The 26,281-nt window shown below is 63.2% G+C and carries 19 protein-coding genes and 3 tRNA genes; 10 read left to right on the top strand and 12 right to left on the bottom strand.

Going from position 1 to position 26,281, the window contains the following annotated elements; genetic code table 11:
* Positions 1-6 precede the first annotated feature (6 nt).
* Both NFJ07_RS03690 and NFJ07_RS03695 read right to left on the bottom strand, forming a co-directional pair.
* Positions 7-861: a fumarylacetoacetate hydrolase family protein gene (locus NFJ07_RS03690; protein ID WP_269992575.1), complete on the bottom strand. Its 855-nt coding sequence runs from the start codon at positions 859-861 to the stop codon at positions 7-9.
* Positions 862-901: 40 nt separating this feature from the next.
* Positions 902-1,570 carry a DUF1684 domain-containing protein gene (locus NFJ07_RS03695; protein ID WP_269992576.1) on the bottom strand — a complete coding sequence of 223 codons (669 nt, stop codon included), beginning with the start codon at positions 1,568-1,570 and terminating at the stop codon, positions 902-904.
* A gap of 124 nt (positions 1,571-1,694) precedes the next feature.
* Between NFJ07_RS03695 and NFJ07_RS03700 the strand changes: the two genes are divergently transcribed.
* Complete coding sequence (locus NFJ07_RS03700; RefSeq protein WP_269992577.1) at positions 1,695-2,510, top strand: hypothetical protein; 816 nt, start codon at positions 1,695-1,697, stop codon at positions 2,508-2,510.
* A 67-nt stretch (positions 2,511-2,577) separates the two neighbouring features.
* Positions 2,578-3,384 (top strand): transglutaminase-like domain-containing protein, encoded by an 807-nt coding sequence (locus NFJ07_RS03705; RefSeq protein ID WP_269992578.1) that lies wholly within the window; start codon positions 2,578-2,580, stop codon positions 3,382-3,384.
* Positions 3,385-3,411: 27 nt separating this feature from the next.
* Here NFJ07_RS03705 and NFJ07_RS03710 read toward each other — a convergent pair whose 3' ends face one another.
* The 7 genes from NFJ07_RS03710 to bcp all read right to left on the bottom strand — a co-directional run bounded on the left by NFJ07_RS03710 (position 3,412) and on the right by bcp (position 12,508).
* Entirely contained in the window at positions 3,412-3,876 is a 465-nt protein-coding gene (locus tag NFJ07_RS03710; protein ID WP_269992579.1) for a MarR family winged helix-turn-helix transcriptional regulator, read from the bottom strand.
* Positions 3,873-4,994: an LLM class flavin-dependent oxidoreductase gene (locus NFJ07_RS03715; RefSeq protein WP_269992580.1), complete on the bottom strand. Its 1,122-nt coding sequence runs from the start codon at positions 4,992-4,994 to the stop codon at positions 3,873-3,875. The genes NFJ07_RS03710 and NFJ07_RS03715 overlap by 4 nt, the downstream gene beginning before the upstream one ends.
* A gap of 127 nt (positions 4,995-5,121) precedes the next feature.
* On the bottom strand, positions 5,122-8,346 hold the full coding sequence (locus NFJ07_RS03720) for an efflux RND transporter permease subunit (RefSeq protein ID WP_269992581.1): 3,225 nt from the start codon (positions 8,344-8,346) through the stop codon (positions 5,122-5,124).
* 64 nt (positions 8,347-8,410) lie between these two features.
* Positions 8,411-9,916, bottom strand: a complete 1,506-nt coding sequence (locus NFJ07_RS03725) for a malate:quinone oxidoreductase (RefSeq protein ID WP_269992582.1) — start codon at positions 9,914-9,916, stop codon at positions 8,411-8,413.
* Between the two features lie 79 nt (positions 9,917-9,995).
* Positions 9,996-11,663: an ABC transporter substrate-binding protein gene (locus NFJ07_RS03730; protein WP_269992584.1), complete on the bottom strand. Its 1,668-nt coding sequence runs from the start codon at positions 11,661-11,663 to the stop codon at positions 9,996-9,998.
* A gap of 155 nt (positions 11,664-11,818) precedes the next feature.
* A tRNA-Leu gene (locus NFJ07_RS03735) sits at positions 11,819-11,900 on the bottom strand.
* A gap of 134 nt (positions 11,901-12,034) precedes the next feature.
* Positions 12,035-12,508 (bottom strand): thioredoxin-dependent thiol peroxidase, encoded by a 474-nt coding sequence (gene bcp, locus NFJ07_RS03740; protein ID WP_269992586.1) that lies wholly within the window; start codon positions 12,506-12,508, stop codon positions 12,035-12,037.
* A 108-nt stretch (positions 12,509-12,616) separates the two neighbouring features.
* Between bcp and NFJ07_RS03745 the strand changes: the two genes are divergently transcribed.
* Positions 12,617-13,105, top strand: coding sequence for a MarR family winged helix-turn-helix transcriptional regulator (locus NFJ07_RS03745; protein WP_269992587.1), 489 nt, complete (start codon positions 12,617-12,619; stop codon positions 13,103-13,105).
* Positions 13,106-13,223: 118 nt separating this feature from the next.
* Here the strand turns inward: NFJ07_RS03745 and NFJ07_RS03750 are convergent.
* The 3 genes from NFJ07_RS03750 to NFJ07_RS03760 all read right to left on the bottom strand — a co-directional run bounded on the left by NFJ07_RS03750 (position 13,224) and on the right by NFJ07_RS03760 (position 14,728).
* Positions 13,224-13,299, bottom strand: a tRNA-Lys gene (locus NFJ07_RS03750).
* Positions 13,300-13,369: 70 nt separating this feature from the next.
* Positions 13,370-13,445: transfer RNA gene (locus NFJ07_RS03755), tRNA-Lys, on the bottom strand.
* 200 nt (positions 13,446-13,645) lie between these two features.
* The gene (locus NFJ07_RS03760) at positions 13,646-14,728 is read right to left on the bottom strand and encodes a sunset domain-containing protein (RefSeq protein WP_269992589.1); all 1,083 of its coding nucleotides are present in this window, start codon (positions 14,726-14,728) and stop codon (positions 13,646-13,648) included.
* 260 nt (positions 14,729-14,988) lie between these two features.
* On the opposite strand from NFJ07_RS03760, the gene ilvD reads away from it, so the two are divergent.
* From ilvD to NFJ07_RS03795, 7 genes are all read left to right on the top strand, one after another.
* Positions 14,989-16,710: a dihydroxy-acid dehydratase gene (gene ilvD / locus NFJ07_RS03765; protein ID WP_269992591.1), complete on the top strand. Its 1,722-nt coding sequence runs from the start codon at positions 14,989-14,991 to the stop codon at positions 16,708-16,710.
* Between the two features lie 410 nt (positions 16,711-17,120).
* Complete coding sequence (locus NFJ07_RS03770) at positions 17,121-19,022, top strand: acetolactate synthase large subunit (protein WP_269992593.1); 1,902 nt, start codon at positions 17,121-17,123, stop codon at positions 19,020-19,022.
* A 2-nt stretch (positions 19,023-19,024) separates the two neighbouring features.
* On the top strand, positions 19,025-19,537 hold the full coding sequence (gene ilvN / locus NFJ07_RS03775) for an acetolactate synthase small subunit (RefSeq protein WP_028264679.1): 513 nt from the start codon (positions 19,025-19,027) through the stop codon (positions 19,535-19,537).
* Between the two features lie 94 nt (positions 19,538-19,631).
* Positions 19,632-20,657 (top strand): ketol-acid reductoisomerase, encoded by a 1,026-nt coding sequence (gene ilvC / locus NFJ07_RS03780; RefSeq protein WP_269992595.1) that lies wholly within the window; start codon positions 19,632-19,634, stop codon positions 20,655-20,657.
* 185 nt (positions 20,658-20,842) lie between these two features.
* Positions 20,843-22,438 carry a phosphoglycerate dehydrogenase gene (serA, locus tag NFJ07_RS03785; RefSeq protein WP_269992597.1) on the top strand — a complete coding sequence of 532 codons (1,596 nt, stop codon included), beginning with the start codon at positions 20,843-20,845 and terminating at the stop codon, positions 22,436-22,438.
* Between the two features lie 210 nt (positions 22,439-22,648).
* The gene (locus NFJ07_RS03790; RefSeq protein ID WP_269992598.1) at positions 22,649-25,453 is read left to right on the top strand and encodes an ABC transporter permease; all 2,805 of its coding nucleotides are present in this window, start codon (positions 22,649-22,651) and stop codon (positions 25,451-25,453) included.
* Complete coding sequence (locus tag NFJ07_RS03795; protein WP_269992599.1) at positions 25,450-26,205, top strand: ABC transporter ATP-binding protein; 756 nt, start codon at positions 25,450-25,452, stop codon at positions 26,203-26,205. The genes NFJ07_RS03790 and NFJ07_RS03795 overlap by 4 nt, the downstream gene beginning before the upstream one ends.
* The last annotated feature ends 76 nt before the right edge of the window (positions 26,206-26,281 follow it).

The following is a 26,281-nucleotide window of genomic DNA, read 5'->3' on the forward strand; positions in this document are numbered from 1 at the left end:
AGCCTGTCATATCAAACTGGGAATTTTCTCCCAAGATGCTGCTATTACGGGGTTGCTGAGCTCTCCAATGCCCTCAATGCGGCAGGTCACAATGTCTCCGGGCTCGATCCTGGCGCACTCGGCCGGGAAGCCGGTAAGGACCAGATCGCCGGGGTGCAAGGTCATGAACGAAGTGAGGTAGACGAGGATCTCGTCCACTTTCCATCCGAGGTCCGCGGTGCTGGCCGTGCGCAATTCCCTGCCGTTGTGCACAATGCCGATCGAAAGATCACCGTCGTTGAGATCCGTGACGATCCACGGTCCCGCAGGAGTAAACGTGTCCTGGCTTTTCGCGCTGATCCACAGTTCGTCGGTCTTCTGCAGGTCCCGCGCCGAGACGTCGTTGCCGATCGTGAAACCGAGGATGGCCTCGCGAGCGTTGTGGAGTGTGAGCCCCCGGACCTTGCGTCCGACGACGACGGTCAGTTCCGCTTCGGGGTCCACGTAGCCGACGTCCGAGGCGAGTTCGATGGCATCGCCCGGTCCGACGACACTTGTGGCGGCTTTGTGGAACGCCTGCGCAGGCAGGTCCCGGCCCGGCTGGCCGGTGTTGTGCGCCATACCGAAGACGTTGGCGGGAACAGACGGCGCCAGGAACGTGAACGCATCCTCGGAAACCTCAGTGCCTCGAAACCACCCCGGCCGCCCGGCACTGCCGCTATTTGCCGGCGAGCCCGGGAACGGGCTGTCCACCACAGTCCAGCTCCGGCCTTCTGCGGAAGCGAAGTCGACGGCGTCGTTTGCCACGAAGAAGTGTTCGTCGGGCGCGGTGGGCGAGAGCGGGCGGACGCGGGCGATCCGGCGTGCACGTGAGGAAGTCATGAAGACATCCTACGTCCTCGCGCGTGTTTAGGCGGCAGGTTTAGACGGGCAGGTAGAGCTCGCCAACCGGGATATCAGCGGCCAGGCGATTCGCCGGCCCGGCCAAGGGGCAAGCCCAGGCCTCGTTGTAGGCGCAGGACGGGTTGTAGGCGAAATTGAAGTCGAGCACGAACTCCTGCTGCCCGGATCCGCGAAGGCCGTGGAAGGCGCCTTTGATGGTGTCCAGCAAGTACCGGCCGGCCCCGTAGCTTCCTCCGGGTTTGCCGGCTGTAGCGTCGCGGAAGGGCACGAAGATGCCGCCGCCGTAGCTCCGGAGGCGCCACACGGCCAACGAGCCAAGCTCGTCGAGGTCGAAGGTGCCGAGGCGGACAAACGGCACCACGCCGTCGGTTCCGGTCTGGACGTTCATCTCCTGGCCCGCGCCTTCGGGAGAAAGGGAAGCATAGCGGCGAAACCGGGAATCGTAGTCCGCGGTGCGCAATCCCGAGAATGCCTGCTTGCTGGCGGTAGTCAGTGCCGAGGCCGGGTGGGTTCCGAACATGCGGTCCCGTTCCTGGCGCCAGTAGACGTGGGCCTGGAAGGGATCGTCCATCGCGATCTTGCGGACGTCGTCGTACAAGGCAAACGTGCGCAAACGCCAGTCCGCGATGTCCAGGGCGGAGATGTCCGCCACACTGTTTTCGTCCTCATCAAGCTGATCGGGAGCCATGCGTCCAGCCTAGTCCTACGATGCGAGCCGAAGCGGCGGCCCGGCGTGCATCGGCGAGGTTTGCACGTGCGAAACGCCGAACCGGACGGGCAGGCGGCGGATCGGCGCCGCTAGGCTGGTGCGCATGAGAGCAAAGCGGATCCCGTTGAAGATTTCAGTCGCCGTCCTGGGTGCGCTCATCGTGGTCGCCGCGACTGGCTGTAGTTCCGAGGGCAAGGGCGGACCCGTCTGGACAGCCGGGTCCAACAGTGCGGCTCCCGGGAGCGCGACGCCGTCGGGCTCCAGTACGGCCCCGACGTCGGGCGTCTCCACCGGTTCGGGGAGCCCCTCCGCAGGAAGCACAGCGACGGCGGGGGCGACCGCCTCGGCGTGGAAGACGTACTCGGATGCGGCCAAGAAGGTCAGCTTCGATCTTCCGAGTGACTGGATTGCGCAATCGGTCACGCCCGACGCCGGTTCCATGCCGGGCGCCCTGAAGATCGAGGTCAAAGACGCCAAGGGAGGGTATCTGGCGACCCTTCACACGGGCCTGCCCTCGGCAAATGCGGCGGACTGCAATCCGGCCGCCAAGCGTCCTTACGTGGTGGTCAGCAGCGTTCCCATTGACCTTCCCCATGCGGACGGTGATTCCACGATCCCCCCGCATGTGGTGTTCCGGGTCATCCAGGGCTATAAGTTCTTCGGTTCGTACGGCATCACCAACTTGGTGGCCGGATCTGATGGCCAGGCCTGCCAGCTCCGGAACCTTGTGGTGGGGCCCGCAGGAAAGGGCAATTACTACTTCGGGGACGTGCCCGCCGTGCATGCTTTCGCCACGGATGAAGTAGTTGCTCCGGCGAAGTCCTTTGACACCCTGGACCAAGCCGCCAAGTACGTTGACCAGAGTTCGGAATTCGCCAACGTCCAGCGGATGCTACTGTCTCTGAAGATCAATCTGTAGAACCACGATTGACACAAACAGATCGGCGACAGCGGGGGGTTGTCCAGCCGCGACACTCCGGAGATCCATGGAACGCAACGTTGCTGCCCAGCTCGTTTTCAAGACCGTCGCCAACACCAAGGTGGCGATGGCAATCGCTGTTGCCCGCAATCCAGGCTACGAATCGTTGACCGAAGAGTTGTCAGTCACGGTGGAAGGCGAAGCTGTTCCGTTCACTGAGCTGGCGGACCATCACGGCGGACGTTTCCACTACATGGAGTTCGCCGAACCCAGCGAGGTAACGGTTGATTACCGCGCCTCTGTGGCGGGCTTTGGTGTCCCCGATGAGTCCTCCCGGATGGAGCTCATCCGCTATGTGCGGCCCAGCCGCTACGCCGAGTCCGATCGGCTCCTTCCGACGTCGTATGCCGAGTTCGGCGGGCTGCACGGCGAAGAGCTTTTGCAGGCCGTCCGGAACTGGGTCCACGACGAACTCCGGTACGTCAGTGGTTCCTCGCGGGGGACGGATGGAGCGGTGGAAACGCTCCTGCACCGCAAAGGTGTTTGCCGGGACTTCGCCCACCTTGCCATTGCCCTTCTGCGCTCCAAGGACATCCCCGCCAGACTCGCCGCGGTGTATGCGCCCGGGCTGAGCCCCATGGACTTCCATGCCGTGGCTGAGGCCCACATCGACGGAACGTGGTACGTGATCGATCCCACAGGCTTGGCTCCGCGCGAGTCCATGCTCCGCATCACAGCCGGACGCGATTCCTCGGACACCGCCTTCCTATCCACGGTGGGCGGCAGCCTGTCGTTGAAGAGCTTGAAGGTCAGCGCGGTGGTGGCCGACGAGCTGCCGGATGAAGATCCGGCAAAGCTCGTCGTCCTGCGCTAGCGCGACCTTCGGCCAGCTGCGGCGCGGCTATTTGCTTGCGACGAACGCCTGCAGCTTTTCGGTCAGGCGTAAAAGCTCACGTTGTTCGTCGGCTGTCAGGGCCGGCGCCACAAGTTCGGCGATGTCCCGGACGTGCTCCCGGCCGATCTCTTTCTGCAGTTCCTGCCCGGCCGCGGTAAGCCCCAGCAGGATCCCGCGTCCGTCGTCGGGGGCGATGCTGCGCTCCACGAGCCCGCGCGTCTCCAACCTGTCAACCAACCGGCTCAGGCTCGATTGGCTGAGCAGGACGTGATCGTTGATCTCGTTCAGCCGCAGCTTGCCCGTGGGGCACCGGGAGAGCGTGAACAGGACGTCATACTCCTTGATGGGCAGCTTCTTGAAGGCCGGGCCGGCCTGGAGCCGGCGCATCACCGCCACCTGGGAGCGGAACAAGGACTCCCAGGTTTCGGCGGCGAGGCGCACGGCGGACGAGGTGGGCGCTTTGGTAGTCACGGCGTCCGCCCAGCGGAATCCGCAACCGCCTCGCTGGCCGAGGCGATGAAGGACGCTGCCACCCGGGATGCATGGGTGGGTGCGTCGGGTACATGGGCAGGCTTGCGGTCCTCGAATTCCTTGCGCAGGACCGGCAGGACTTCTTCGCCGAAGAGGTCCAGTTGCTCCAGGACGGTCTTGAGCGGCAGGCCTGCGTGGTCCACTAGGAACAGTTGGCGCTGGTAGTCGCCGAAGGACTCCCGGAAAGTCAGGGTCTTCTCGATGACTTCCTGCGGACTACCGACGGTCAGGGGGGTCTGGGACGTGAAGTCTTCGAGCGAGGGCCCGTGGCCGTACACCGGTGCATTGTCGAAGTAGGGGCGGAACTCCTTGACGGCGTCCTGGGAGTTCTTGCGCATGAAGAACTGCCCGCCGAGGCCAACGATTGCCTGGTCTGCGTTGCCGTGGCCGTAGTGCTCATAGCGTTCGCGGTACAGGCCGATCAGCTGCTGGTAGTGCTCCTTGGGCCAGAAGATGTTGTTGGCGAAGAAGCCGTCGCCGTAGTAAGCGGCAAGTTCTGCGATCTGCGGGCTGCGGATGGAGCCGTGCCAGACGAAGGGGGCGACGCCGTCGAGCGGGCGGGGCGTGGAGGTGAAGTTCTGCAGCGGGGTGCGGTACTTGCCGCTCCAATTGACGGTGTCCTCATCCCACAGCCGGCGCAGCAGGGAGTAGTTCTCGATGGCGAGTTCGATCCCGTCCTGGATGTTCTTGCCGAACCAAGGGTAGACGGGGGCGGTGTTGCCGCGGCCCATGATGAGGTCCACGCGGCCATCCGCCAAGTGCTGGAGCATCGCGAAGTCTTCGGCGATCTTGACGGGATCGTTCGTCGTGATCAGCGTGGTGGACGTTGACAGCGTGATGCGTTCAGTCTGCGCCGCGATGTACGCCAGTGTGGTGCTGGGGGACGACGAGAAGAAGGGGCGGTTGTGGTGCTCGCCGATCGCATAGACGTCCATGCCGATCTCTTCGACCTTCTTTGCGATGGCCACGGCGGCCTTGATGCGCTCGTTCTCCGTGGGGGTGTGGCCCGTGGTGGGGTCAGTGGTGATGTCGCTGACGCTGAATACGCCGATCTCCATGATGTGCCTTTCTGCCTGCCCTATTGGTGTTCGGGCTCTGTCAACAGTCTATCCCAAAATAGATGTATTTGCATGTATCACCGCCTGTAACAGGGCACAGCATCATTTTGTTCCCGGTGTGTCGCCCTTATTCCGCGGGGCTGGATGCGGATCGGCGGCCGGTGACTTTGGGAATCATTCCGGTGGTCCAGTCCTGGTGGTCGCCGTCGCCATGGCCGGCCACGCCGTCGTTCGCGACGTCGGGGCGTTGCGTGAGTGCCTTGAGCAGCGCCTTCTTCTCCCGCCGGCCTTCAACCAGCTTGTAGAGGACGGGCACAAGGACGAGGGTCAAAGCCGTGGAGGAGACAAGGCCACCGATAACGACAATCGCGAGCGGCCGGGAAATGAACCCGCCGCCTCCCGTGAGGCCCAAAGCCATGGGCGTCAGGGCGAATACGGTAGCAAGTGCCGTCATGAGGATGGGACGTAGCCGCTGCCGGGCGCCGTGGGTGATGGCGTCCGCCACGCTCATTCCCGGGCTGCCATCGTGTGGTTTGCGGTACTGGTTGATGAGGTCGATCAGGACGATCGCATTGGTCACCACGATTCCCACCAGCATCAGCATGCCGATCAGTGAAGGTAGTCCGAGCGGAACACCCGTGACCAGGAGCAAAGCGATGGCGCCAGTCGCCGCAAACGGCACGGACACCAACAGGATGAGGGGCTGGATGAGGGACTTGAACGCGGCCACCATGATGACATAGACAATGGCGACGGCGGCCAGGAGCGCGAGGCCGAGCTGCTGGAACGAGTCGGCCTGCTGCGTGGTGGCGCCACCGATCGTGGCTGTAACGCCTGCCGGTAGCTGCACGGAGGCCAGCCGGTCACTGACTGCCGTGCTGACGGCACCAAGGTTGGAGCCCGACGGCGTGACGGTCACCTTCGCGCTCCGCTGGCCGTTGCTGCTGGTGATGGATACCGGAGTGTCCACCTGGTCCACCGACGCGACACTTGACAGCGGAACGGGGCCAGCCGGCGTCGGGAGACTGATGGCCCTGACGTCGGCAATGCTGCTGAAGTGCGTGCCTTCGCCGATCTGTACCGGGAAGTCAGTGGTGTCGATACGGACAGTGCCTGCGGGGATGGGACTGACCGTGGACGCCAGGACACCGGCAACTTGCTCTTCGTTCAGCCCGGCGGCGACGGCTTTGGCGCGATCAACCTTTACTTGGACCACGGACTGGCTGGCGTCCAGGTTGGTGGCTACCTCGGCACTTCCGGGTACGCCGTCCATAGCCTTCGCTACGGCGTCGCTTGCGGTCTTGAGATCCGCGGAGTTGGCGGCGTTGATGGTGATGTCCACGCTGGAAGACGTGCCCAGGCCACCCTGCTGCGCACCAACGGTGACCTTCCCGGCAGTCGAGGCGCTGGCGAGCCGGGAGCGGACCGTGTCCTGCAGTTTCTGCTGGTCAGCCTTATCGTCCGTCACCACGGTGAACGTCGAGTTGGAAGCGCCACTTGAGGTGAGCGCGGCGAAACCTGTTTGGGCGTTGCCCGAAGTGACTTGGACGTCCTTGATGCCATCGATCCCGCGGAGGACCGATTCCACCTGCGCGGCGGCGGCGCCGGTTTGGTCCAGGCTGGTGCCGGCAGGAAGGACCTGGCGCACAGTCATGCTGTTCTGGCCGGAGTCGCCCAGCAAGTCCGTGGCGAGCAGCGGGGACATGGCCGCAGTTCCGCCCAGCACCAGGACCGCGGCCACGATCGTCAGGACCGGGTGCTTCTGGGTCTTGACGAGGATGGGCAAATAGCCGCGCTGCAGCCGGCTGCGTTGCTCTGCCTCGTGCGCCTTGGTCCGGGCGTCCTCCGCGGCACGGGCGTCCTCCGCCTCCGCGGCCGTCGACGGCGACTTGAGGAACCAGTACGCCAGCACCGGAACGATGGTGAGGGACACGAGCAACGAGGACAACAGGGCGATGGTCACCGTCAGGGCGAAGGGCCGGAACAGTTCGCCCGCCAGGTTGCCCACGAAGGCGATCGGCAGGAAGACGGCAACCGTGGTGAGGGTGGACGCCGTGATGGCGCCGGCAACTTCCCGGATGGAATTGAGGATGGCCGCGAGCTTGTGCTCGCCGTAGCTGAGGTGCCGTTTGATGTTCTCGATCACCACGATCGAGTCGTCCACCACCCGGCCGATCGCGATGGTCAACGCGCCGAGGGTGAGGATGTTGAGCGAATAATGGGTCGCCGATATTCCGATGAATGTGATCAGGAGCGACAACGGAATGGACACGGCCGTCACGAGCGTGGAGCGCACGGACATCAGGAACACGAGGATGACTGCCACCGCGAAGCCGAGTCCAAGAAGGCCTTCCGTGGTGAGGTCCTTGATGGATTTTTCGATGTACGGGGCCTGGTCGAACACCGGGGTGAAGTGCGCATTGGAGCCGAGTTCGGCTTCCATCTGGGGAATGGAATCCTTGACGGCGTGCGAGATGGCGACGGTATCGCCGTCGGGCTTCTTCGTGATGGACAGGGCCAGTGTCGGCTTACCGTTGGTCCGGGTAATCGATGTTGCGGCGTCGTCCTGGATGCTCACGTCGGCAACGCCGCCGATTGTGGTGCCGGCCTTCGCCCCGCTGAGCGGCAAGCCTTTGATGACGTCGAGGGAGTCCACCGGGCTGCCGATCTGCAGGGAGAGCGTCTTGCCCTGATCCTCGATTGTTCCGGCCGGGACCAGTGTCCCGTTGTTCTTGAGGGCATTCGTGAGCGATTGGACCGTGGCGCCGTTGGCGGCCATGGCCTGGGCTTTGGGCTGGATCAGGATGTGCTGGGTGGCCCCACCCGTCACGTCAGCGCTGCGGACCCCGTCGAGTTTCTGGAGTCGGGGAACGCTCAAGCGCTGCAGGTCCGTGTTCAGCTCGCTGAGGGGCTTGTCCGAGGACACCGCCAAGTACACGATCGGGAAGTCGCTGATGCTGCCTGCAAAAGACTGGGGCTCGACGTCGGCCGGCAGGACACGCTTGGCGTTCGAGATCGCGCGATCGATCTGGTTGCGTGCACGGTCCAGGTTCGAACCGTACGTGAACACCATGGTGATCTGCGAAACGCCGTTCCGCGACGTCGACGTGGTGGATTCCAGGCCCTCGACGCTGTTCAGCGCTGTTTCGAGCGGGCGGCTGAGTTGCTTGTCGACGACTTCCGGGGACGCGCCAGGCATGGCCGTGATCACTGAGATCTGCGGGAACTCGATCGAGGGGATGAGCTCCTGCTTGAGGGAAGACATGGTGATCACGCCGAACACCGCCGCGAAGACGGTGATCAGCGCGATCAATGCCCTGTTCGCCAGTGAAAGCTTTGCCAGACGGAACATTGCACTGTCTCCTGGGATCTACGGTCTGTTTCTTGTCTCGAACCGGCCGCAGCCCGGACGGCTGCTAGCGCTGGACGGCGTCGGCAGGCTCAAGCTGGAGCGAACGGGCAGTGCTCGCTTCAAGCTCGGCCGAAAGCTCGGGATTGTCGTTCAGTTTGACGCCGTAGCCCGGCATCATTTCCTTGAGCTTGGACTGCCAGCCCTTGAAGTTCTTCGGGAAGGACCGCTGGAGCATCTCGATCATGATGGGGACGGCGGTGGAAGCGCCGGGGGAGGCGCCGAGCAGTGCTCCGATGGAGCCGTCACGAGCCGTGATGACTTCGGTGCCGAACTGCAGCACGCCGCCCTTCTTGGAGTCCTTCTTAATGATCTGCACCCGCTGGCCCGCGGTGATGAGCTCCCAGTTGCCGCCGTCGGCCTGGGGGTAGTACTCACGGAGGGACTCCACCTTGGCGTCGTGGCGCTTGGCCACTTCCTTGATCAGGTAGGCAGTCAGGTCCATGTTGTCCTTGGCCACAGCCAGCATCGGGATGATGTTGCTAGGGCGGATGGACAGCGGCAGGTCAAGGTAGCTGCTCGTCTTGAGGAAGTTGGTGGAGAAACCGGCGTACGGGCCGAAAAGCAGGGAACGCTTGCCGTCAACGTAGCGGGTATCAAGGTGCGGCACGGACATCGGCGGGGCGCCCACGGAGGCCTGGCCGTATACCTTGGCGCTGTGCTGGCCGGAGATGGCCTCGTCGGTGCAGCGGAAGAACTGCCCGGATACCGGGAAACCGCCGTAGCCCTTGCTTTCCGGGATGCCCGATGCCTGGAGCAGGTGGAGTGCTCCGCCGCCGGCGCCGACGAAAACGAACTTGGCGTGGATCTGGCCGTGTTCGCCGGAAGCGGGGTGCTTGAGCGAAAGGTCCCAGCCGCCGTCGGAGGCTTTGCTCACATTGGTGACGTCGTGGCCATAGTTGACTTCAACGCCGTTGTCAGCGAGGTAGCCGGTCAGCTCGCGGGTCAAGGCGCCGAAGTCGACGTCGGTGCCTTCTGCTGCGCGGGTGGCGGCAACGCGCTGCTTGGCGTCGCGGCCCTGGACGATCAGCGGAGCCCACTTGGCGATCTGTGCCTGGTCTTCCGTGTATTCCATGCTGCGGAAGAGCGTGTTGGGCTTGAGTGCCTCGTAGCGTGTCTTGAGGAAGTCTGCGTGCTTGTCGCCGATGACGAAGCTCATATGCGGAACGGTGTTGATGAAGCCCTTGGGGGAGCCGATCAATTTGTTGTCCACAAAGTGGGACCAGAACTGACGGGAAAGCTGGAATTGCTCGTTGATGTGGAGGGCCTTGGACGGGTCAACCGAGCCGTCCTTTGCTGCGGGCGAGTAATTAAGCTCACAGAGCGCTGCGTGCCCGGTTCCCGCGTTGTTCCACGGTCCGGAGCTTTCCAGGCCGGCTTCGTCGAGTCGCTCAAAGAGGGAGATGGTCCAGCTGGGTTCGAGTTGCTTGATGAACGCACCCAGGGTTGCGCTCATGATCCCGCCCCCAATAAGGACGACGTCAGCGTGGTGTGTCTTGGAAATGAAGGTCACGATCTATCTCCGATAGCGGCGGCACTGGCTGTCACAGAATATCCCCGCGTGGGCACATAACTGAAATTGCGGCGGGACGTCAAGACTTCAGGCGAACGTTTGTAAAAACTTCGTTTAAGACAGGCGATGCAGGGTACTTCTCGACGCGGTCGGAAAGGGCCAATGCCGAGATGGGGAAGGCGATGGGTACTGCCGGGACGGTCGCAGCGATCTGGGAATTGATGGTCTGGTACTGGGAGTTGCGGTCAGCGCCGTCGGGGAGTCCCCGGGCCCGGTCGATCTTTGAGAAGACCTGCGGATCGCTGTAGCCGAACTCGCCGTTGTTCTCCCCGAAGAGGGTGCCCACGAAGTTGTCCGGGTCCGAGTAGGCGCCATTCCAGCCGAGCAAATGGAGGGCATGGTCACCCGGCGATTGGACCTTCTGGAGGTAGCCGTCATCCCAATTCACGGGCACGGGTTTGATGTTCAGTCCGATGGCGGTGAGTTCTGCGCTGATCTCCGCGTAGATCTTCTCCGGAGTGGGAAGGTAGGCGCGCGTGACGTTGAGCGGGTAGTAGAACTTGAGTTCCTCGCCTTTGTAACCGGACTTGGCGAGCAGCTGCTTGGCCTTTTCCGGGTCGTATCCCAAGGACGGTGCGTTGTTGTTGAAGCCGCTCAGCTTGGGGGGAACGAATTGGGACGCTGGTGAGGTGTTGTCGATGAAGAACTTGTGGATGAGGGTGTCTTTGTCGATGGCCATCTCGATTGCCTGGCGCACTCCAAGATTCTGGAGCGGCGCCACGGACTCGTTCATCCCGAGGTACATCACGGAGAACGGATCCCGCTGGACAATTTGCATGCCCTTCTTGACCAGCTGGTCGAAGGTGCCGGCGGTGACAAGGTCGTATCCGTCGATGGTGCCTGCGAGCAGGGCCTGGAGCCGGGCCTGCGGATAGTCGAACGGAATGAAGTTGACTGTGGCTATCTCTCCGCGGTCGCCCCAGTACCCCTTGTAGCTGGTGAGTGTGATGCGGTCTTTGCCCCATGAGGAGAAAACGTAAGGGCCTGTGCCCACGGGGTGGGAGGCGTAAGCCGACGCCGGCTGTCCTGACAGTTTCTTGTCCAAGACGTTGGCATTGCCGTCGGCCAACGCTTTCGGGGATGACATTGCGAACGCCGGCAGCGTCAAAGCCTGCAGGAAGCCCGTGAAGGGTTTGGTCAGGTTGATTTGGACGTGGCCGGGAGAGACGACCTTGCAGTTCTTGAAGAGCGAAAGCGAAGGCTCGTCCGAGAAGGATTTGAAGACGCTCTTGAATGCGATGCCCGGTGCCTGCTGACGCACGGTTGCCGGGAAGTTGAACCAACGGTTGAAATTGCCGCAGACAGCGGCGGCGTCAAAGGTGGTTCCATCGTGGAAGGTGACCTTTGACCGCAACGTAAAGTCATAGCTGAGTCCGTCATTCCCTTGAGACCAGGACGTGGCAAGCAGCGGAGTTGGTTGGCCGGTGGACGCGTCGACTCCCACGAGGCCTTCCATCACTTGCCGGGTGACGCGATACGACTCGGAGTCGTTCGTCAGGGCGGGATCGAGTCCAAGGGGCATCGATGGGGTGCCAAAGTTGAAGGTCTTGCTCGGCTCTGCCGAAGCGCCGCCTGCGGCCGATGTGGACGGTGCCGGTCCAGGACTTACCGTGCACGAGGTCAAGGCCACGGCCAGAAGGCCTGCGCCGATTTGTAGCGTGACTCGGCGAAGCTTGCTGCTTACCACTCTTGTCCCCTCAAGGCAGTTGGACGGGCTGAGGCCCGTGGCAGCCGGACCGCAGTCCAGTCTAGTTCAGCGCCCTGAGTCCCGGCTGGAAACGGGAAGTGCCCCGGGCTGGAACGGGAAGTGCCCCGGCCAAAGGCCGGGGCACTTCCCGAATGTGCGCAAGGGGGGACTTGAACCCCCACGCCCGAAGGCACAGGAACCTAAATCCTGCGTGTCTGCCAATTTCACCACTCGCGCTGGTGCTGGTACCCGGACCGGGATTCAGGTTTTCCCGCTCCGGTCATATACCGGCCTCTATTGTACCCGCGGTTTTGCGTCAGCCGTTCCAGCCGCGCCCATACGGCCGGGCGGTGACTGGCCGTGTGGGGTGGCTATTTGTCGAGTTTGAGGTCCCTGCGGAGTTTTGCGACATGGCCGGTGGCCCGCACGTTGTATTGGGCCACGGCCACCTTGCCGTCGGGGTCCACCACGATCGTCGAGCGGATCAGCCCTTGGTACGTGCGTCCATAGTTCTTCTTTTCGCCCCAAGCCGCATAGGCGTCAGCGACGTGGTGCCCTTCGTCGGACAGCAGGGGAAAGGTCAGTGATTCTTCGGCCACGAACTTTTCCAGATCCTTCACCGTGTCCGGAGAGATGCCAAGGACGTCGTAACCGGCAGCCTGAAGGGCTGCGAGGGAATCGCGGAAGTCGCAGGCCTGCTTGGCACATGCCGGGGTGGAAGCCGCGGGGTAGAAGTAGATGACCGTATTGCGGCCGCGGTGCGAGGACAAGCTGACCTCGCGACCCGTGTGGTCCTTGAGGATGAAATCCGGGGCAGTGTCGCCTGGAATGAGTCGTTCAGCCATTTGTTCTCCTTGCTAGCGTTCGCGACCACTCAGCTTAGTGACGAGCTGGCCGCTTCACGAATTGGACCCGGGCCTGATCCGCGCTGTGCGGTCTATATACTGGCCCTTATGCCTGATATGGAACGGTGGCCCACCGGGCGCCTGCTCTCCACGGCCGCGCGACTCGTGGAGCATGCCTGGAACGAGAAACTGCGCGGTATGGACCTGACCCATGCCGGGGTCATTGTCATGGAAGTACTTGCCGTCAACGGACCGACCACCCAGTCGATGCTCGCACAGATCGTCCGGGTTCAGGCGCAAACAATGGGGAAGACCCTCACCAGGCTGGAGGCCCACGGCCACGTCAGCCGCGCACGCAGCATTTCCGACCGCCGGAGCCAAGTGGTCAGTTTGACCGAAGCGGGGGAGCACACTCTCGGGCTCGCCACACAGTTGGAAGGCGAAGTGCTTGCACCTGTGCCCGTGGACACAGCCAAACTGCGGCGGGAGCTTCAGGCACTGGTACGCGAATTGGCGAACAATCATTCCTCGGCCGTTGTAAGTGACATTGTGGCCGCGGCGGATTCAGGCGCGGCGCCGGGAGAAGCTTCCAACTAAGCTTCCGCAGCGCGGTCGGGCTTGCCGTTGGGTCGGGCGACGCTCGGTCGAGGGCGAAGCTGGCCGAAAAGCAAAAAGATCCCTGGACGGCCATTCAGCCATCCAGGGATCTTCCCTTTGGTGCACCCCCCGGGACTTGAACCCGGAACCCATTGATTAAGAGTCAATTGCTCTGCCAATTGAGCTAGAGGTGCAATTGTTTGTTGCTCGCAACGCAAAGAAATAACCCTTGAGCGGCTGTTGCCGCTCAAGGGCCCTTCCCTTTGGTGCACCCCCCGGGACTTGAACCCGGAACCCATTGATTAAGAGTCAATTGCTCTGCCAATTGAGCTAGAGGTGCATTTGTCGATTTCGATCGGCAGAGGGCTTTTCTTCCCTCGTTGATCTCCGCAACGACATGTAACTCTACACGACACTTGCCGAAGTGTGAAATCGGCCCGGGCAGTCTGCGCGACCCTGCTGGAGAGGCTCCAAGCGTTGCCCACGCAGCGCGCGTGTGAACGCCTGCGGCGCCTTGGGGTCTTCAGTTCCTTCGGGCTCTCAGCGGCGGTTCCTGCGAGGCGGCCGGAACCCGGCTGCCTCGGCGTGGGCGCTCGAAACAAACCAGACCTCGGCCTTGACTTCGTCATAGGACGGGCTGTCTTCATCGTGGTAGGTCATGGTGTCCGCGTTGCCTTTGACTGTGTAGCCATCGGGGCCGCTCCCGTCAGCTCCGGCAGCAGCCGATCCTTCACCGTACGGCTGCTCGGCGGCAAGGTGCCCGCCCAGCGGCGACGCTTCCGTGGAGTCCGGGGCCTGGGTGGTTGACTCAACTGGCGCCGAGACGGCTTCGGGAGTTTCGGTTCGATCTGCTTGCACCCCTTCCGCAGCAGCGTCGACTGCCTCCGCCGCGGCGGATTCGGCACCGGGAAGCGTCGGTGCATGGGCGTCCGTGTACTCGCGGTGGTGGATCGGAGCGGGGGTCGCGGGTGCGCCGCCTTCGCTCCAGGTGGCTTCCCATTCGGCGCTGTCGGCCAACTGTTCCGGGGTGGCTGGTTCCGTTCTCGACGCCGGAACGCCGGCAGCGGGGGGAGCAGAAGGCCCGGCGTCGGCGACTGTAACGTCGTCGGCTGTTACGCCCCCGTCGAGTTCCGGCTCGGCAGGGATCGGTTCGGCAGTGTCGGAAACGGCGGCTTCGGAAACCGCGTCCTCGGACAGTACGGGTTCCGAGAGTGTGGGCTCCTCGAATGCCGGCTCTTCGAATACCGGCTCCTCCACAGAGGTTCCGGTCATGGGGGACTCTGCCGGGGCGGCCATATTGGTTCCCAGAGGAGGAGAAGGGCGCTCCCAGTCGTCGACGTCGACGCCGCCCGCCTCAGTTGCCGATTCCGGCTCGGGTGCGGGCTCGGGTGCGGCCGCGCGCGATTCGCCGAAATCTTGTTCGGCGGTCGCGGTTGCGGCAACCAAAGGGGCAGAGCCCGTCACGGCGGCGGAGGCGACGTCCATTTGTGGTGACGAGGCGGTCGGCGATGGAGAAGGCGGGGTCATGGCGCCCGAGGAAGACTTCGCGCTATTGCGGCTCAGGAGCCACCAAACAATCGCAACGATCAACACAATGACGATGACCCAGATCAACCAATCCATGGGGGAGCCCTTCTATTCGATTGGCACAGCTGTCGTGATTTGACGTTACGTCCGTGTCACGGGGCTGTCTAGGTTAGTCAATCGATTCGCGACCTCCGGGGCTTCCGCGATCCTGTCGTACGGAACTGCAGTCGACAATGAGGCTGATTCCTCACATATCGAGACGACTGTCCACTATTTGAATGAAATATTGAATGAATTCGCCTTAACCCGCCAATAGTGTTCGTTGGCCACAGCCCAAGAGCCATAGACTCGTGCCCATGAGTGACCGCACCCCAAACGCGACAGACAACAAGCCGGACATCAAGCCACGCAGCCGGGTCGTAACGGACGGCATCCATGCCGCCCCCGCGCGAGGCATGTTCCGGGCCGTAGGCATGGGCGATGACGACTTCGCCAAGCCCCAGATCGGTGTCGCGAGCTCGTGGAACGAAATTACCCCGTGCAACCTCTCCCTGAACCGGCTCGCCCAGGGCGCCAAGGAAGGCGTCCATGCCGGCGGTGGTTTCCCCATGCAGTTCGGCACTATTTCCGTTTCAGACGGTATCTCCATGGGTCACGAGGGCATGCACTTCTCCCTTGTCTCGCGCGAAGTCATTGCCGACTCCGTTGAAACGGTCATGCAGGCCGAGCGCATTGATGGCTCCGTCCTGCTGGCTGGCTGCGACAAGTCCCTCCCGGGCATGCTGATGGCAGCCGCCCGGCTGGATCTCGCCAGCGTCTTCCTTTATGCCGGTTCCATCATGCCGGGCTGGGTCAAGCTCGAGGACGGCTCGGAGAAGGAAGTCACCCTCATTGACGCCTTCGAAGCCGTGGGCGCGTGCGCTGCAGGCAAGATGAGCCGCGGCGACCTCGACCGCATCGAACGCGCGATCTGTCCTGGTGAAGGCGCTTGCGGCGGTATGTACACGGCCAACACCATGGCGTGCATCGGCGAAGCCCTCGGCATGTCCCTGCCGGGCTCGGCTGCCCCGCCCTCGGCAGACCGCCGTCGTGATGACTTTGCCCGCAAGTCCGGCGAGGCAGTAGTCAACCTCCTCCGCCTCGGCATCACTGCCCGGGACATCATGACCAAGAAGGCGTTCGAGAACGCCATCGCCGTCACCATGGCCTTCGGCGGTTCCACCAACGCCGTCCTGCACCTGCTCGCGATCGCCCGCGAAGCCGAGGTCGAACTGACCCTGGACGACTTCAACCGCATCGGCGACAAGATCCCGCACCTGGGCGACCTCAAGCCTTTCGGCCGCTATGTCATGACAGACGTCGACAGGATCGGCGGCGTGCCGGTCATCATGAAGGCACTGCTCGACGCCGGCCTGCTGCACGGCGACTGCCTGACAGTCACGGGCAAGACCCTTGCCGAGAACCTCGCCTCCATCAACCCGCCGGACCTCGACGGCAAGATCCTGCGCGCCCTGGACAACCCGATCCACAAGACCGGCGGCATCACCATCCTGCACGGTTCCATGGCGCCGGAAGGTGCCGTCGTGAAGAGCGCCGGCTTCGACGCCGATGTCTTCGAAGGAACCGCCCGCGTGTTCGAGCGCGAGCAGGGTGCCCTCGACGCTTTGGACAAGGGCGAGATCAAGGCAGGGGACGTCGTCGTGATCCGTTACGAAGGTCCCAAGGGCGGCCCGGGCATGCGTGAGATGCTTGCCATCACCGGCGCAATCAAGGGCGCTGGCCTCGGCAAGGACGTGCTCCTGCTGACTGACGGCCGCTTCTCCGGGGGAACCACCGGTCTCTGCGTCGGGCACGTTGCGCCTGAAGCCGCCGACGGCGGACCCATCGCCTTCGTCAAGGACGGCGACAAGATCCGCGTGGACATCGCCGCCCGTTCGTTCGACCTCCTGGTGGACGAAGCCGAACTCGAGTCCCGCAAGGTCGGTTGGGAGCCCCTCCCGGCCAAGTTCACCAAGGGTGTACTCGCCAAGTACGCCAAGCTGGTCCACAGCGCCTCCACAGGCGCCTATTGCGGCTAGTTCCGGGTTCCGGCCCAACTGACTCGCAGTTGTTGTCGTTTTGACGCCTCATAACGACAACAACTGCGAGTCAGTTGGGCGGCCGGGGTAGGACCAGCCTGTGGACAATTGGGTCCACATAGTGAGACAGTGTCAATCATCGTTTGACACTTATCTCACAAAGAGGGAACACTGAACGCATGATCGCATTCGTTACTGTCGGCGCCACCGTGGGCACTGTCGTACTTACCAAGCGCGTGGCCTCCTAGCCCGACTGGTAACGAACCGTCACGCGCAACCCCTCGAAGAGCCGCAAGGCTGAGGGGTTTTTTTATTTCCCGCAGGGGACAGCGCATTGAGCAAGAACCCGCATGAACGCAGTACCCAAGCAGTAACTTTCACTAATTGAAGATCCCCAAAGGAAGAGTCCGATGAGCAAAGGATCGCCGATCAGCCCCTCGCTGATGGCTGCAAAGTCCGCTGGAGCCCCCAAAGCTCCGGAAAAGGTCGACCGTCCGGCTGACGCTGTCGTCGACAATGCTGCAACTCCCTCTCCTGTACTCGGGCCGAACAACGTTGTACCCCCAACGGTGATGACCGGCTCGGAAGCTATTGTCCGCTCGCTCGAAGAACTCGGCGTCGACGATATTTTTGGTTTGCCCGGTGGCGCGATCCTCCCCACCTATGACCCCTTGATGGCCTCCAAGATGAATCACATCCTGGTCCGTCACGAACAGGGAGCCGGCCACGCAGCCCAAGGCTACGCCATGGTTACCGGACGGGTTGGCGTCTGCATCGCCACCTCGGGCCCCGGTGCCACCAACCTCGTTACCGCCATCATGGATGCCCACATGGACTCCGTGCCCCTCGTGGCCATTACCGGCCAGGTATCAGCGTCCGTCATTGGCACGGATGCCTTCCAGGAAGCGGACATCGTCGGCATCACCATGCCGATCACCAAGCATTCCTTCCTGGTGACGGATCCCAATGACATTCCGCATGTCATGGCCGAGGCTTTCCACCTTGCAAGCACCGGTCGTCCCGGTCCCGTATTGGTGGACATCGCCAAGAACGCCCAGCAGGGCACCATGACCTTCTCCTGGCCGCCCAAGATCGATTTGCCGGGCTATCGTCCGGTGGTCCGCGGCCACAACAAGCAGGTGCGCGAGGCTGCCCGGCTGATCGCTGCGGCCAGCAAGCCCGTCCTGTATGTAGGTGGCGGTGTGGTCAAGGCCCATGCTTCGGCCGAATTGCGCGAACTCGCGGAGCTCACCGGCGCGCCCGTGGTCACCACCCTCATGGCCCGCGGCGCGTTCCCGGACTCCCACCCCCAGCACGTCGGCATGCCCGGCATGCACGGCACGGTTTCTGCGGTTACCGCACTGCAGCAGTCCGATCTGTTGATCACCCTTGGTGCGCGCTTCGATGACCGGGTGACGGGCGTCCTCAGCACCTTCGCTCCGCATGCAAAGATCATCCACGCGGACATCGACCCCGCGGAGATCTCCAAGAACCGCGTGGCCGACGTTCCGATCGTGGGCTCTGTCAAGGAGATCATTCCGGAACTGAGCGAGGCCGTCCGGACCGCTTTCGAACTATCCGGCACCCCGGACCTCGACGGTTGGTGGGCGTTCCTCAACAACCTCCGCGATACCTACCCCCTGGGTTGGACCGAACCGGAAGACGGACTCAGTGCCCCCCAGCGGGTCATCGAACGCATCGGTGCGCTCACGGGTCCGGAAGGCATCTACGTTGCAGGCGTTGGCCAGCACCAGATGTGGGCCGCCCAATTCATCAAGTACGAGCGTCCCCACGCCTGGCTGAACTCCGGCGGTGCCGGCACCATGGGTTATGCCGTGCCGGCAGCCATGGGCGCCAAGGTCGGCGAACCCGACCGCGTGGTTTGGGCCATCGACGGCGACGGCTGCTTCCAGATGACCAACCAGGAACTGGCCACCTGCGCCATCAACAAAATTCCCATCAAGGTTGCCATCATCAACAACTCCTCGCTGGGCATGGTGCGCCAGTGGCAGACCCTCTTCTACGACGGCCGCTACTCCAACACCGACCTGAACACCGGCCACGACACCGTCCGCATCCCGGACTTCGTCAAGCTGGCAGACGCCTACGGCTGTGCCGCGTTCCGCTGCGAGCGGGACGAGGACATCGACGCAACCATCCAAAAGGCCTTGGAAATCAATGACCGTCCTGTGGTCATCGACTTCGTGGTCAGCCCGAACTCCATGGTGTGGCCGATGGTCCCCTCCGGAGTCTCGAATGACCAGATCCAGGTTGCCCGCAACATGACCCCGGAATGGGAAGAGGAGGACTAGCCATGAGCCGCCACACACTGTCCGTTCTGGTCGAAGACAAGCCCGGCGTGCTGACCCGCGTGGCCAGCCTCTTCGCCCGGCGGGCCTTCAACATCAACTCCCTGGCCGTTGGCCCCACCGAGGTCTCCGGGATTTCCCGGATGACCGTCGTCGTCGACGCCGATGGCGACCTCATCGAACAGGTCACCAAACAGCTCAACAAACTGATCAACGTGATCAAGATTGTCGAGCTGACTTCAGAATCTTCCGTGCAACGTGACCACATCCTGGTCAAGGTACGTGCGGATGCCGCGACACGCCTGCAGGTCACCCAAGCTGCAGACTTGTTCCGTGCCTCAGTGGTTGACGTTTCCACAGACTCGGTGGTCATTGAGGCAACCGGTACCCCGGAAAAGCTCGCAGCGCTGCTTTCAGTGCTCGAGCCGTTCGGCATCCGCGAAATAGTGCAGTCCGGCACCTTGGCCGTTGGGCGGGGATCCCGCTCCATGAGTGACAGGGCTCTGCGCAGCGCGTAAGACACCGTCTTAGGCACTGTCCTAGGTACTGCGTAGTAGCCCGATACCGAACCACAGACAATATCTACAAAACCACTCAAGAGGAGTTACGCAAGTGACTGAAATGTTCTACGACGACGACGCAGACCTGTCGATCATCCAGGGTCGCAAGGTTGCCATTGTCGGCTACGGTTCCCAGGGCCACGCCCACGCGCTGAACCTGCGCGACTCCGGCGTCGAGGTCGTCATCGCGCTCAAGGAAGGCTCGAGGTCGATCGCCAAGGCCGAGGACGCAGGCTTCACGGTCAAGAACGTTGCCGACGCCGCCGAATGGGCCGACGTCATCATGATCCTGGCACCGGACCAGCACCAGCGCGCGATCTACAACGACTCCATCAAGGACAAGCTGACCGCCGGCAAGGCCCTTGCCTTCGCCCACGGCTTCAACATCCGCTTCGGCTACATCGAGGCGCCCGAGGGCGTTGACGTCATCCTGATCGCCCCGAAGGCTCCCGGCCACACTGTGCGCCGCGAGTTCGAAGCCGGCCGCGGTATCCCGGACATCATCGCCGTCGAGCAGGACGCTTCCGGTTCCGCTTGGGAACTGGCCAAGTCCTACGCGAAGGCAATCGGCGGCACCCGCGCCGGCGTCATCAAGACCACCTTCACCGAAGAGACCGAAACCGACCTCTTCGGCGAGCAGGCTGTCTTGTGCGGTGGCGTCTCCCAGCTGATCCAGTACGGCTTCGAGACCCTGACCGAAGCCGGCTACCAGCCGCAGATCGCCTACTTCGAGGTTCTTCACGAGCTCAAGCTCATCGTTGACCTCATGTGGGAAGGCGGCATCGCCAAGCAGCGCTGGAGCGTTTCCGACACCGCAGAGTACGGCGACTACGTCTCCGGCCCGCGCGTCATCGACCCCCGGGTCAAGGAAAACATGGCCGGCGTCCTCGCCGACATCCAGTCCGGCGCCTTCGCCAAGCGTTTCATCGACGACCAGGACAACGGTGCGGTCGAATTCAAGGAACTGCGTGCCAAGGCAGAGCAGCACCCCATCGAGGGTGTTGGCCGCGAGCTGCGTTCCCTGTTCTCCTGGCAGCAGCAGGACGAGGACTACGTCGAAGGCTCCGCAGCCCGCTAATCAAGGCACTCGTTGAAGTCGCGGCAGGAGCCGTAGCAATTCAACACAGAACGCCGTTCGGGATAGGCTCGAAATGAAGCCGCCCGGCATGGAGGCCGGACCCGGTATACCGGGTCCGGCCTTCGTCGTCAAAGAATCGTTTCACCAAAACCCCACCTGAAAAAAGAGAGCTAAAGAGGTCACCGGTGACTAGCACCAAGCCAGTAGTACTCCTCGCTGAGGAACTTTCGCCCGCCACGATCGAGGCCCTTGGTCCGGACTTCGAGATCCGCCAAACCGACGGTGCGGACCGTTCCCAGCTGCTCTCCGCAATCGTCGACGTCGACGCCATCCTCGTGCGTTCAGCCACCCAGGTGGACGCCGAGGCTATTGCCGCAGCCAAGAACCTCAAGATCATTGCCCGTGCCGGCGTCGGCCTGGACAACGTCGACATCAAGGCCGCCACCCAGGCCGGCGTCATGGTGGTCAACGCTCCGACGTCGAACATTGTGTCCGCTGCTGAACTTACGGTCGGCCACATCCTCAGCCTTGCCCGCCACATCCCGCAGGCCAGCTCCGCCCTGAAGGGCGGCGAGTGGAAGCGCTCCAAGTACACGGGCATCGAGCTCTTCGAGAAGAAGATCGGCATCATCGGCCTCGGACGCATTGGAGCGCTCGTGGCTGCCCGCCTGCAAGGCTTCGAGACCGAGATCCTCGCCTACGACCCCTACATCACCTCCGCACGCGCGGCGCAGCTCGGCGTCAAGCTTGTCACCCTGGACGAGCTGCTGGAGAAGTCCGACTTCATCACCATCCACATGCCCAAGACCCCGGAAACAGTGGGCATGCTGGGCGCCGACGCCTTCAAGAAGATGAAGGAAACGGCCTACGTGGTCAATGTTGCCCGTGGCGGCCTGATCGACGAAGAAGCCCTCCACGAGGCCTTGGAAGACGGTCAGATCGCCGGCGCCGGAATCGACGTCTTCGTCAAGGAGCCGAGCACCGACCTTCCGTTCTTCGGCATGGACAACGTCATCGTGACGCCCCACCTGGGCGCCTCCACGGATGAAGCCCAGGAAAAGGCCGGCGTGTCCGTGGCGAAGTCCGTGCGCCTCGCCCTCGCCGGCGAACTCGTCCCGGATGCCGTCAACGTGGCCGGTGGCGTGATCGCCTCCGACGTTCGCCCCGGAATCCCGCTGATCGAGAAGCTCGGCCGGATCTTCACGGCACTGACCCACGCTTCCCTGACGCAGATCGACGTCGAGGTTGCCGGCGAAATCGCCAGCCTGGACGTGAAGGTCCTCGAGCTGGCAGCGCTCAAGGGCATATTCGCCGACGTCGTGACCGAGCAGGTCTCCTATGTCAACGCACCCGTCATCGCCGAGCAGCGCGGCATCAACACCCGCCTGATCACGACGTCGGAAGCCGAGGACTACCGCAACGTGCTGACCATCCGCGGGGCACTCAGCGACGGCTCCCAGATTTCCGTGGCCGGCACGCTCACCGGACCCAAGCAGGTCCAGAAGCTGGTGGGCGTCAATGGCTACGACGTCGAAATCCCGATCAGCGAGCACCTGGTGGTTGTTTCCTACGCGGACCGTCCCGGTGTCATCGGCACCATCGGCCACATCCTGGGCATGAACAACATCAATATCGGTGGCATGCAGGTGGCCCGCCAGAGCGAAGGCGGCCAGGTCCTGGCGCTGCTCACGATCGACACTTCGGTGCCGCAGCAGGTCCTTGAAGCCATCAAGGCCGGCATCGGCGCCGACATGGTTCGTGAAGTGGATCTGGAGGACTAGCATCCGAACCGTTTGAGCTAGGAATGTGTGCCGCAGTTCACATCGGCCACATATTATTGGCCGGTCTGCCTACAATGGCTTGGTCCGAAATTCGGATCCGGCGGCAGGCCGGCCAATATCTTTTGCACATACCCGGTGGATACCTATTGCCTCGGCATGGTTCCAGGGACAGCAGTGTGCACGCCCGCAATCCAGGACTCAGGGAGCCCTATGAACGCCGTCCAGAGGTTCATCAGAAGCCGCGTGCTTTTGTTGACCGCGGCCATTTTGATCGTCGCCATGTGCTTGTCCGTCTTCATCCAGAGCCAGTCGCAGGCCGCGCTGAATCGGACGGTGGATCAGAACTCACGAGGCCTGTACGACATCCTGGTCCAGGCCAAGTCCGCGAATACCAAGGACGGCGGGGCACTCCTCCAGCCGGACATCGCGAACGGCCAGGGCGGCATCAGCTTCCCGCAACTCGAGAAGATCCGCGGGCTGAGCGGTACGTCCGTTGCGGCGCCGATCAGCCTCGTTTCCCGAGTGACGCAGAACCTGGAAACCCCGCGGCTTGATGCCATGGATTACCTTGGTTACAACGCGGGACTGGCTGGTGGAGCCACGGCAGGAGATCCGACCGGAACGGACTCCAAGAACTGGCCCGCGCCGGAGTCCGTGCTTCCCGCACAGCCCAAGAAGTACCGGCTGACTGCCACTGCCGTGAGCTCCGACGGGGTGTCCCAGCAAACCCTCTTCCAGACCAGCGCTGAAGGCACGCTCGGCAAGGGGCAGGTCATAGAGCAGCAGACCGCCGGGGGCAAGAGCATCCGCATCGCCGGCCCCGCGGGGGAGACCGGCATCAAGTTCCCTGCGCCTGCCGGTGGTTCGGAACACAACCTCTTCAATCTTTCTGTGGCGCTGCCCATGGCTCCACCGGTCACTGAGTCGGTCGTCGCCGTCGATCCGACAGCTGAACGCGCCCTCTTGGGCTCGGCGGGGGACTTCCTTGCTCCGCTGGAAAAGGCGCCGCCGGCCGACGCCCGCAACGCCGGTGTAATCGGCCGCTACTTCGAACAACTCTTCGCCAAGAGCCCTACGCAGCAGGAACTCGAACAAGGACCGGATTTCCTCGGCGTCAAGCTCAAATATTGGGCACCCCTCATGACCCAGTACCAGCAGGCAAAGCTGTCCGGCCAGATCACGGATGCCTCGCAGGCCATTCCTTTGATCGTCCGGCAGGGAACCTCACTGGATCTGAAGTACTCGGTCAAGATCCAGGAAATCGATGATTCGGGCAAGGTCGTCAACGACGTCGGCACTGTCTCGCGTTCCTTGGACAAGGATTACCTGCCCTTCGTGTCAAAGTCGCCGTTCGCCCTGGAATGGCCCGGATCCACGGACCATAGCCAGTTGCTCGGCAACATGGGCAACTTCAGCCAAGGCCTGTACCAGCCGGCCCAGTGGAGCACGGACTTCGCCGCCGCACCCAAATACACGGACGGCGCAACCTCCGCGAATGGAGCCGTCGGCAAGTCCGCCACGCCGGGGGACTGGGTTACCGTCAACAAGCTGCCCGAGAAGTCGGCCTTCGGGGCGATCGTGGACCAGTCCCAGCGCAAGCCTGTCGACGAGCGCTCCTACCGGGATAACCTGTCCACCGGATCGAAGCCCGCTACCCCGCTGCCGATGGTCTATGGGACGTTTGATCCGGCCCAGATCCAGAAAGCGGCAGGCGACGTCAACAAGCTGCCCTTGGGTGGCTATGACCCGGCCCCGATGACGCTCCAGAAGGACGCTTCGGGCAATGACACCGCAGCCAAGGGCCTCAAGCCCTCGCTGAGCGCCACGGGCTTGGTCAGCCAGTCTGCCGGTGCCATTACCGACTACTACGGCCTTGCCGCTGCTCGCGGTTACGATTCCAACGCCAACGTGATCGATGCCGTCCGGGTCCGCGCCAGCGCACCAGGCAACTGGAAGCAAGCCCAGCCGGAGGTCGACAAGCTCGCGGCGCAGATCCGCGGCATGGGACTCGAAGCCACCGTGGTTGCGGGCTCCGCGCGTGAAGACGCCAACATCTTCGTCCCTGGATATTCCAAGGACGACGCCGGCAAGGAATCCGCGCTGGGCACCGTCCAGCAGTCGTGGGTTCGGCAGGATGCGGCCGACGCCGTTTCCGGCTCCCTGACGGGCACCAACATCACCCTCCTTTTCCTGACGCTGTGCGGGGCCACCCTCCTGACCGGAGCTTCCACAGTCAGCTATATCCGCCAGCGACGCAGCGAGGCGGGGATACTCCGCGCCATGGGCTGGACCCAAAGGAAGATCCGCAGTTGGGTCCTTGAGGAGTTCGGCATCGGCGCCGCGATCGTTGCCGTGGCAGGGATCGCGCTGAGCCTCCTGAGCTGGAACCTGGCTACGGTCATTGTTTCCGCGTCCGTGTTGCTCATTTACTGCGGTGCCGCCTATATCGCGGCCCAGCAATTGCGGCACCGGGACGTCGTAGACCAGGAACCCCAACACGATGAACGCCTGATCGCGGTGGATTCGCCGCTGACGTTTGCATACCGCCAACTCGTCACCCACCGCTTCAGCTCGGTTGCGCTGGCCGTGGCCGTGGGTGTGTTCGGAGCGGCCGTTGGCGCCCTGATCGCCTTGCTCATCGACATCCCTCGCGCAGCGGGAGCCAGCGCCCTCAGCGGGCTTGCCTCCGCCACCATCGCGCTGCCGAGCGTCATCCTGGCAGTAAGCGGGGTGCTTGTGGGCCTCGTGTTGACCTTGGTCACGGGTCGGTTCGAACTCCAGGCCAGGCGCGAGCAGCTCGGCACGCTCAGGGCCATGGGGTGGAACCCGGACATGCTGGGCCAGGTCCGATTCTTCGAAAATGCCTTGGTCGGAGCCGTGGCCCTGATCCTGGGCGTCCTGGGGGCGCTGGGCTTGGGCCTGCTACTCGCTCCCTATGCCGCACTTTGGGCCGCCTTGGCCGGAGTGCTGGCAGTAATTTGCTGGATTCCGATTGCAACGAAAGTGGTCAAATGACTGACAATCTCCAACCCGATCTGACCGCGACCACGGAATCCACCGACGAGTCGTTCCAGACCCGCGCCAACACCATCGTGAGGGCCGCGGACCACGCTACGCCCTTGAAGTTGAGCAACATCACCATCCGCTACGGCGGTGACAAGGGTGGCGCTGAGCCGGTCACCGTCGTCGAGGACTTCAACCTGACCCTGCACGCCGGTGAGATGCACTGCGTCGCCGGGCGAAGCGGCTCAGGCAAGACCAGCATCCTGACAGTGGGAGCCGGACTCACGCTTCCGACGTCGGGCCGTGTCCTCTGGGAAGGCGACTCCCTCGAGAAGATGGGCGACGACGAAATCGCCGACCGCCGCCGCGCCCTGATCGGGTACGTGGACCAGGGCGGCGCCTTGATCGACGGCATGAGCGCTTTGGAGAATGTGCTGTTGCCGGCCGTTCCCGACGGCGAAGTGGAGCAGCGCACCGAAATGGCCAAGGACCTGCTGGACCTCGTGGGGCTGGGCCGGCGCATGCGCCACCGTCCGGCGCAGCTGTCCGGGGGTGAGCGCCAGCGTGTCGCGATCGCCCGCGCCCTGATCCTGGGCACCCGTGTCCTGGTGGTGGACGAGCCAACGGCCAGCCTGGACCGTACCTCGGCAAACCGCATCATCAGCATCCTGAAGGACACCACCAATGACGGAATTGCCGTGCTGGTGGCGTCGCACGACCACGAGCTTGTCAGGCTCAGCGATACGCTGACTGAATTGAACTAGTATCAGATGCCTCCGGACCGGCCGTCACATGCGGCCGGTCCGGTCTTTCCATCTCCAAGAGAAGGTAACTTCGTAG

The sequence above is a fragment of the Arthrobacter sp. B2a2-09 genome (assembly GCF_027587375.1).
GTDB lineage: Bacteria > Actinomycetota > Actinomycetes > Actinomycetales > Micrococcaceae > Arthrobacter.

Excerpts from the sequence above, each read along its gene's own strand:
- NFJ07_RS03690 (WP_269992575.1), bottom strand. The coding sequence starts at position 861 with ATGACTTCCTCACGTGCACGCCGGATCGCCCGCGTCCGCCCGCTCTCG.
- NFJ07_RS03695 (WP_269992576.1), bottom strand. The coding sequence starts at position 1,570 with ATGGCTCCCGATCAGCTTGATGAGGACGAAAACAGTGTGGCGGACATC.
- NFJ07_RS03700 (WP_269992577.1), top strand. The coding sequence starts at position 1,695 with ATGAGAGCAAAGCGGATCCCGTTGAAGATTTCAGTCGCCGTCCTGGGT.
- NFJ07_RS03705 (WP_269992578.1), top strand. The coding sequence starts at position 2,578 with ATGGAACGCAACGTTGCTGCCCAGCTCGTTTTCAAGACCGTCGCCAAC.
- NFJ07_RS03715 (WP_269992580.1), bottom strand. The coding sequence starts at position 4,994 with ATGGAGATCGGCGTATTCAGCGTCAGCGACATCACCACTGACCCCACC.
- NFJ07_RS03720 (WP_269992581.1), bottom strand. The coding sequence starts at position 8,346 with ATGTTCCGTCTGGCAAAGCTTTCACTGGCGAACAGGGCATTGATCGCG.
- bcp (WP_269992586.1), bottom strand. The coding sequence starts at position 12,508 with ATGGCTGAACGACTCATTCCAGGCGACACTGCCCCGGATTTCATCCTC.
- NFJ07_RS03745 (WP_269992587.1), top strand. The coding sequence starts at position 12,617 with ATGCCTGATATGGAACGGTGGCCCACCGGGCGCCTGCTCTCCACGGCC.
- NFJ07_RS03760 (WP_269992589.1), bottom strand. The coding sequence starts at position 14,728 with ATGGATTGGTTGATCTGGGTCATCGTCATTGTGTTGATCGTTGCGATT.
- ilvD (WP_269992591.1), top strand. The coding sequence starts at position 14,989 with ATGAGTGACCGCACCCCAAACGCGACAGACAACAAGCCGGACATCAAG.
- NFJ07_RS03770 (WP_269992593.1), top strand. The coding sequence starts at position 17,121 with ATGAGCAAAGGATCGCCGATCAGCCCCTCGCTGATGGCTGCAAAGTCC.
- ilvN (WP_028264679.1), top strand. The coding sequence starts at position 19,025 with ATGAGCCGCCACACACTGTCCGTTCTGGTCGAAGACAAGCCCGGCGTG.
- NFJ07_RS03790 (WP_269992598.1), top strand. The coding sequence starts at position 22,649 with ATGAACGCCGTCCAGAGGTTCATCAGAAGCCGCGTGCTTTTGTTGACC.
- NFJ07_RS03795 (WP_269992599.1), top strand. The coding sequence starts at position 25,450 with ATGACTGACAATCTCCAACCCGATCTGACCGCGACCACGGAATCCACC.